This is a genomic window from Streptomyces spongiae (assembly GCF_009377185.1).
GTDB classification, from domain to species: Bacteria; Actinomycetota; Actinomycetes; order Streptomycetales; family Streptomycetaceae; genus Streptomyces; species Streptomyces spongiae.
In genome coordinates this window covers 1-7,606 of the sequence record NZ_VJZC01000489.1, presented here as the reverse complement: position 1 = coordinate 7,606, position 7,606 = coordinate 1, and the positions used below count along the sequence as shown (strand labels likewise).

Below are 7,606 nucleotides of genomic sequence, written 5' to 3'. Positions count from 1 at the left end.
GTAGGGGACGTAGCGCGTGGGGGTGGACGGGTCGGTCGCCGTGGCGCGGGAGTTGAGGGACTCGGGGTCGGTGCCGTGCCAGCGGCCGGTGGTGAGGCGGTCCTCCAGGGTGTGCAGGGCGGCGAGTTGTTCGGCGGGGCTGAAGGTGCAGTGGCCGGCGTTGTCGACGTACGCCTGACGCAACAGGCCCGAGGACCCCGCGGCGGTGACCGCCCGCCGCAGGGCGCTCTCCGTCTGGACGGGGACGAGGGCGTCGCCGATGGTGTGGACGGAGAGCTGGGGTTTGGTCAGCTCGCCGGTGAAGGAGCTGGTACGGCTCATCCACGCGACGGCGTCCGGGTCGGCGCTGATGCGCGGGGCGCGGTTGAGGGTGGCCAGGTCCGCCTTCAGGGACAGGCCCGCCTTCTTGTACAGCTCGGTGACCTCCTTGCGGACGGAGGACTTGCCGAGCAGTTTCGCGTAGTCGACCCCGGTGTTCCAGGACATGTTGCCGCCCGCCCGGACCTCGGCCTCCTGCCGCCGGTTGAACGCGGCGATCTTCAGCAGGCCCTTGACGGCCTCGTACTGGTTGGCCTGCTGGGCGTCCCAGTCGGTCTCGGCCGGGCGCGGTTGCGTCGGCTGGTTCCAGACCGGGATGTTGTGCAGGGCCGCGGCCAGGGCGATCCGGGCGCGCCCGGTGGCCGTCGACTGCGCCGAATCCACCACGGCCGTCAAGGCGTTCGCCGCGTCGGTGGCGGCCGCCTGGTCGGGCAGGTCGGTCAGGGGGACGTCGGAGCCGGGCGCGAGGAGCGACTTGAGGGCGAAGACGGGGTCGAGGGTGTTGTTCCAGTTGGCGACGCCGCCGTGGACGAGACCGCACAGGGACAGCGAACCGTCGACCCGGTCCGCGTCGCGCTCGGCGATCGCGGTGGTGACCAGTCCGCCGTACGACCGGCCCCAGGCGAGGGTGCGACGGGCGGTGCCGAAGCGGTCGGTGAAGGCGCTCAGGGTGGCGAGCTGGTCGGGGACCGCGTCCGTCACCGCCCAGCCCGTGGTGGCGTACGAGGAGCCGATGAGCGCGTAGCCCTTCGCCAGCAGGAGGGCCTTCGTGGCGGCGTCCGACGCGTTCTGGGCGGGGTTGGGGGAGCCCGCCTGGGTGTAGCCGTGGCTGAAGAGCAGGACGGTGCCGTTCCAGTCGGCGGGCACGTCCATCATGTACGTGGCGCCCGAGGGGAGTTGGCCCTCGATGTGGCTCGTGTCGGCGGTGGCCGCCGTGGCGGTGGTGGGTAAGGCGGTGACGGCGAGCAGGAGGGCGGCCGCGCAGGCGGTGCGACGTGCGGCGCGGGTACGGGAGCGGGGTGTCATGCGGAGATCTCTTCCGTGTGGGGGGCGGGGTTGCGTTCGGCGGTGTCGGCGAGGGACGTCCGACTGGTCTCGCGGACGAACAGGACGGTCAGCGCGGTGATGAGGGAGCCCCCGCACACCAGCAGCGCGACGGGTGTGCCGCCCCCGCTCCCGGCCACCAGGCTGCCGGCGATCATCGGGGAGAAGCCGGCGCCGATGAGGGTGGCGCCCTGGTAGCCGAGGGAGGCTCCGGTGTAGCGGACCCGGGTGCCGAACATCTCGGTGAGCAGGGCGCCCAGCGGCCCGTACATCGTGGACTGGGCGACGCCGTGGCCGAGGACGACAGCGAGGATCAGCAGTCCGGGCGACTTCGAGTCGACGAGCGAGAGGACGGGGAAGGCGAGCGCGGCCGATGCGAGGGCTCCGGCGAGGACGACCGGGCGGCGGCCGATCCGGTCGGAGAGCGCGGAGGCGCAGGGCAGCACTACGAGGGCGACGCACGCGGAGACGGTCAGCGCGGTGAGTACCTGCGGGCGTGCGTACCCGATGCCGGTGGCGTACGCGATCATGTAGCTGGTCAGCAGGGACTGGGCGGTGAAGGCGCCGATGCCCACGCAGCAGGCCAGCAGCAGGGGGCGCGGGCGGCGCAGTACGTCGAGGATCGGCAGCCGGGCTTCGGCGCTGTCCTTCTTCACCTCGGCGAAGAGCGGGCTCTCGACGACCTTGAGCCGGACGAAGAGCCCGACACCCAGCAGGACGACACTGAGCAGGAACGGCACGCGCCAGCCCCAGGCGGCGAACTGGTCCCTGGGCATCGCGACCACGAAGGTGACGACGAGCGAGGACAGCAGGGAGCCGAGCGGTGCTCCCATCTGCGTGAAGCTGGACCACAGGCCCCGGCGCCGTTCACCGGCGTGCTCGACGACCATGAGGGTGGCGCCGCCCCATTCGCCGCCGATGGCGATGCCCTGGAGGACGCGCAGGGTGATGAGCAGGACGGGCGCCCAGACGCCGATCGCGTCGTACGTGGGCAGCAGGCCGATGAGGAAACTGGCGCCGCCCATCAGGCCCATGGTGAGCAGCAGCATGGACTTGCGGCCGAGCCGGTCGCCGAAGTGCCCGAAGATGATGCCGCCGAGCGGCCGGGCGACGTAACCGGCGGCGAACGTGCCGAAAGCGGCGATGGTGCCGACGGCCGGGTCGGCGCCGGGGAAGAACAGTTCGCCGAAGACGAGGGCGGCGACGGTCCCGTAGACGAGGAAGTCGTAGAACTCCACGGCGGTACCGAGCAGCCCCGAGAGGGCGACCCTGCGGAGCTGCCGGGTTCGTTCGGGGGCCGTGGACGGTGATGCGACGGGGGACGTGGGCATCGCGGTCTCCCTTGACCGGGGGAAGGACACCGCGAACTTAGGCGCCAGAGTGACCATCGTCAAGAAAGTGCACAACATTGTTGGATGAGGGGATTGAGTCAGGGGACCGTCGCGCCCGGCCGCAAAAGGGACTGCTGTAGGTTGCAAGCACCTGGTGGGGGGCGCCTCCGCGGCGCCGGCGGCGGCCCCTGATCGGCCCAAGGAGAAAGAGGGCAAGCACCCATGACCACCACGCGCGGAACCTCCGTGGAGATCCCCACCCCGGACGGCACGGCCGACGCCTACCTGGCCTCCCCCGACGACAACTCCCCGCATCCGGCGGTGCTGTTCTACATGGACGCCTTCGGACTGCGGCCCCACCTGAAGAAGATGGCCGACCGCCTCGCCGAAGCCGGCTACACCGTGCTGGTCCCCAACCTCTTCTACCGCCACGGCCCGGCACCCGTGTTCGACCTGCCCGACTTCATCGACCCCCAGGAGCGCCCGAACCTCTGGGAGCAGATCGCCCCGGTGATGCAGTCACTCACGCCCGAGCCCGCGATACGCGACGCCGGTGCCTACCTCGACTGGCTGGCCGGCCGCCCCGAGGCCGCCGACGGGCCGGTCGGCATCACCGGGTACTGCATGGGCGCCCGCCTGGCCCTGCGTACCGCCGCGGCCCACCCGGAGCGGGTGGCCGCCGCGGCCGGCTTCCACGGCGGCGGCCTCGCGACCGACGACCCCGACAGCCCCCACCTGCTGGCCGACCGCGTCACCGCCGAGCTCTACTTCGGCCACGCCGACCAGGACCACTCCCTGCCGCCCGAGCAGATCGAACGCCTCGACAAGGCCCTCACCGAGGCGGGCGTCCGTCACCGCACCGAGGTCTACTCCGGCGCGCTGCACGGCTACACCCAGGCCGACACCGCCATGTACGACGCCGAGGCGACCGAACGGCACTGGACGGCACTGCTGTCGCTCCTGAGCCGCTCTCTGTGACCGTTCCCCGCCGCCCCTCTCCGGGCGGCGGGGGGCACCGCAGGTCACCGCAGGAAGACCAGCTCCACGGCGACCAGGACGTCCACGACGGCGCACCACTCGGCGAACGCGCGGGACACGATGCCCCTCAGCCGGGCGAGCAGCAGATGGGCGAAGTCCCAGACCCCGTGGAGGAACCAGCCCGCCGCCACCAGCCAGCGGCCCACCTCCGGATCCACCGCCAGACCGGTCAGGGCGAGGGCGCCGAAGACGAGCGCTCCCGCGGCCTGGATCCCCCAGGTGACGCGCCCGTGCGGCGCCCCGCGGACCGTCCCCCAGAGCAACACGGCCAGCGCGACGCCGACCAGGACATGGGGCGGCGAGAGCGCGTCCTGAGCCTGGAGGGCGAGCGTGACGACGACCCCCGCCCCGAGCACCGGCCACGTCACCCGGGGGTTCCCGGCCTGGCTGATGACCACGTACAGCAGGGGGAGCAGAGGCAGGAACTCCCCGTAGCCGGCGACCGCGTCGTTCAGGTCCCCGGAGTCGCTCCCGAAGAGGGCGATCATGAGGGCGAGGGCCAGCGCGGTGGGCCAGCGGTGCGTCAGCGCGTGGAGCCCGCGGCGCGGAGCGGGAGCCGCGCCGGAGGCCGTGGCCGGCAGTGTCGCGGGTGTCGTGGCAGGGGGCTGTTCGGGCATGGCGGGTCTCCTGATGTGTGCGCGGGTGACGTGTGCCGTGTGTCGTTCCGTGTCCGCACGGCGACCTGCTCCCGCTTACCGGGGCGGGGTATCTCCCCACGCCCCAGACTCGATGAGGTGAGGCGGCGTCAGTAGTGCCGAAGCCGCACGTCCGCGTGTGCCGTTGTCACGTCCTCGCATGACATCCGTCATACGAGGAAGCCGTCGCACGGCACTCCGCCACGCCGCCCGGCCGCTGCCACAATGACCGGGTGCATGACGGGGTGAGCGATCGTGCGGCGGGACTGACGAGCTTCCGGCGGTACACCTGGTGGGCCGTGCCGGGCACCACGGGGGCCGTGCTGGTGCTCCTGGTCGGTTCCTGGATCGTGGACGCGGACCTGCCCGCCTGGGCCCGCGCCCTGGCCGTCGCGGCCCTGGCGACCGAGACGACGGCGAGCGTGGTGCTGCTCGGCGGACGGCTGGCCCAGGGGCCGGGGGACGACGAACGTCCCGAACTCCCGTCCGCCGGCTGGCTGTCGGCCGCTGCCACGGCCACGGTCGTGCTCGCCGTGCTCCCGCTGGCCTGGCGCAACTACGGGCTGTGGGCGGTCGCGCCCGCGGTGACCGTGGCGATCGGCGCGACGTACCTCCGGGCGGGCACCCGGCGGTGGCTGATCGGCGGCGCCACGGTCCTCGCCGTCGTGCCGGGTGGCGCCGTGAGTCTGGCCCAGGGCGACGGGGAGTTGGCGTACGCCGCGCTGTTCCCGGCCGGGCTGGTCGCGTTCACCGTGTGGATGGTGCTCGGACCCCTCTGGGCGTGGGACGTCGCGGGGCGGCTGGACCGGGCGCGCCGACTGGAGGCGGAGCTGGCGGTCAAGGACGAGCGGCTGCGGTTCGCCGCGGACCTGCACGACATCCAGGGCCACCACCTCCAGGTCATCGCGCTCAAGAGCGAGCTCGCGGCCCGGCTCGCCGAGGTGGACCCGGCACGGGCCGCCGCGGAGATGCGGGAGGTGCGGCGGCTGTCCGCGGACGCCCTGCGCGACACGAGGGCCGTGGTGCACGGATACCGCCGTACGACACTGGACGACGAGATCGCGGGCGCGGTCCGGGTGCTGGCCGCGGCCGACATCGACGCCCGGATGGTGCTCGACCCCACGGCCGCCCGCACGGACCTCGCCGACTCCGCCCGCCACCTGCTGGGCCTGGTGATGCGCGAGTCCATCACCAACGTGCTCCGGCACAGCCACGCCCGGCACGCCGAGGTCGACTACCGCGTCACCGGGAGTCTCGCCCGGCTGCGGGTGAGCAACGACGGCGCCGACGCGCATCCCGCGGGCGCGGCGGGCACCGGACTCACCGGCCTCGGCGAACGACTGCGCGCCGCCGGCGGTGAGTTGACGTGGGCCCGGGACGGCGACCGCTTCGTGCTGGTGGCCTCGCTGCCGACCGCCTCCACGACGTCCTCGGCGTCCACGACGCCCTCGGCGCTCCCGGAGAGCGGAGCGACCCGATGATCCGGCTGCTCATCGCCGACGACGAGGATCTCCTGCGCAGTGCCCTGGCCGCCCTGCTGGCGCTGGAGGACGACCTCACAGTGGTGGCCGAGGCGTCCACCTCCACCGACGCGGTACGGCTCGCCCGCGAGCACCGCCCGGACATCGCCGTGCTCGACCTGGAGATGCCGCCCACCGACGGGCTGCGCGCCGCCGAGGAGATCCGGGCCGCCGAACCGCACACCCTGGTCGTCATGGTCACGCGGCACGCCCGCCCCGCCGTCCTGCGCCGCGCCCTGTCCGCCGGCGTACGCGGTTTCGTCCCCAAGACCACGCCCGCCGCGCGCCTGGCCGAGATCATCCGCGACATCGCCGCCGGGCGCCGCTACGTCGACCCCGACATCGCCGCCTCCGCGCTCACCGAGGACGACTGCCCGCTGAGCGACCGCGAACTGGAGGTCCTGCGCGCGGCCCGCACGGGGGCGTCGGTCGCCGAGATCGCCACCCAGGTCCACCTGGCGCCGGGCACGGTCCGCAACTACCTCTCCGCCGCGATGTCCAAGCTGGGCGCCTCCACCAGGCACGCCGCCGCTCACCACGCGTGGCAGCAGGGATGGATCTGAGCGGGCGGCGACCGTTCCGAGAGCGTGGCCCGCGCGATCAGTACACGTCCCGCACGTACCGCTTGTCCGCCGCCAGTTGCTTCACGTACGCGGCGGCCTCACCCTCGCTCATCCCGCCGTGCGTGACCGCGACGTCCCGCAGCGCCCGGTCCACGTCCTTGGCCATGCGGGAGGCGTCACCGCAGACGTAGAAGCGGGCGCCGTCCTGGAGCCAGTGCCACAGTTCGGGGCCGTGCTCGCGCATCCGGTCCTGGACGTAGACCTTGGCGCGCTGGTCGCGGGAGAAGGCCGTGTCGAGCCGGGCGAGGACCCCGTCCTCCAGGAAGCCGGTCAGCTCGTCCTCGTAGTAGAAGTCCGTGGCCCGGTGCTGTTCGCCGAAGAACAGCCAGTTCGGCGCCCGGTGGCCGAGAGCGCGCCGCTCCTCGAGGAAGCCGATGAAGGGCGCCACTCCGGTGCCGGGGCCGACCATGATCATGGGGGTCGAGTCGTCCGCCGGAGGCCGGAAGTGCGGGGAGCGCTGCACGAAGACCGGGACCTCCATGTCCGGTTCGCCGTCCGCGAGGAAGGGCGAGCAGACCCCGCCGCGCGGGCGCCCGTGCAGGTTCTCGTACCGCACGACCGACACCGTCAGCGAGATCCGGTGCGGGTCGACGAGCGGGCTCGACGAGATGGAGTACTGGCGGGGCTGGAGCCGTTTGAAGACGTCGGCCCACTCCTGCGCGGAGGCGCGCACGGCGTACTCCGCGACCACGTCCACGGCCTGCCGTCCCCAGGACCACTGGGCGAACCCGTCCTTGTTGTCCGGACGCAGCAGCTTCTTCAACTCGCGGTTGTCGCGGGCGCGTTCGGAGACGAACCGGAGCAGGTCGGAGGAGATCCGCGTGATGTCGAGGTGCCGGTGCAGGGCCTCGGCGAAGGGGATTGCGCCGACTCCGTTCACCTGAACACCCGTCGAGCCGTCCAGGCCGGTCACCGCCAGCCATTCCGCCACGAGGCCCAGGGAGTTGACCGGCCGCACACCGAGAGCGTCCCCCGCTTCGTACGTCAGGGGCGTGCCGCTGGTGTCGAGGGTGAACCGGCGTACCTCCTTGCCCGCGCCGGGCAGGCTGAGCATCCGGTTGTCGACCAGGCGGGCGGTGGTGGGCGCGGGCTTGGCG

General features: G+C 72.8%; 7 protein-coding genes. 3 read left to right on the top strand and 4 right to left on the bottom strand.

Going from position 1 to position 7,606, the window contains the following annotated elements; genetic code table 11:
• Together FNH08_RS39165 and FNH08_RS39160 are read right to left on the bottom strand one after the other, a co-directional pair.
• On the bottom strand, nt 1–1,344 hold a 1,344-nt coding region (locus tag FNH08_RS39165; RefSeq protein ID WP_152776288.1), incomplete at its 3' end, for an alpha/beta hydrolase family protein.
• Entirely contained in the window at nt 1,341–2,693 is a 1,353-nt protein-coding gene (locus FNH08_RS39160) for an MFS transporter (RefSeq protein ID WP_152776287.1), read from the bottom strand. The genes FNH08_RS39160 and FNH08_RS39165, both read right to left, overlap by 4 nt.
• A gap of 222 nt (nt 2,694–2,915) precedes the next feature.
• On the opposite strand from FNH08_RS39160, the gene FNH08_RS39155 reads away from it, so the two are divergent.
• On the top strand, nt 2,916–3,671 hold the full coding sequence (locus FNH08_RS39155; protein ID WP_152776286.1) for a dienelactone hydrolase family protein: 756 nt from the start codon (nt 2,916–2,918) through the stop codon (nt 3,669–3,671).
• Between the two features lie 44 nt (nt 3,672–3,715).
• Here the strand turns inward: FNH08_RS39155 and FNH08_RS39150 are convergent, their stop codons facing one another.
• Nucleotides 3,716–4,348: a hypothetical protein gene (locus FNH08_RS39150; protein ID WP_228034629.1), complete on the bottom strand. Its 633-nt coding sequence runs from the start codon at nt 4,346–4,348 to the stop codon at nt 3,716–3,718.
• Between the two features lie 263 nt (nt 4,349–4,611).
• Between FNH08_RS39150 and FNH08_RS39145 the strand changes: the two genes are divergently transcribed.
• Complete coding sequence (locus FNH08_RS39145; protein ID WP_322726197.1) at nt 4,612–5,847, top strand: sensor histidine kinase; 1,236 nt, start codon at nt 4,612–4,614, stop codon at nt 5,845–5,847.
• The gene (locus tag FNH08_RS39140; protein ID WP_152776285.1) at nt 5,844–6,449 is read left to right on the top strand and encodes a response regulator transcription factor; all 606 of its coding nucleotides are present in this window, start codon (nt 5,844–5,846) and stop codon (nt 6,447–6,449) included. The genes FNH08_RS39145 and FNH08_RS39140 overlap by 4 nt, the downstream gene beginning before the upstream one ends.
• A gap of 37 nt (nt 6,450–6,486) precedes the next feature.
• On the opposite strand, the gene FNH08_RS39135 is transcribed toward FNH08_RS39140, so the two are convergent.
• On the bottom strand, nt 6,487–7,606 hold a 1,120-nt coding region (locus FNH08_RS39135; RefSeq protein WP_407704548.1), incomplete at its 5' end, for a diflavin oxidoreductase.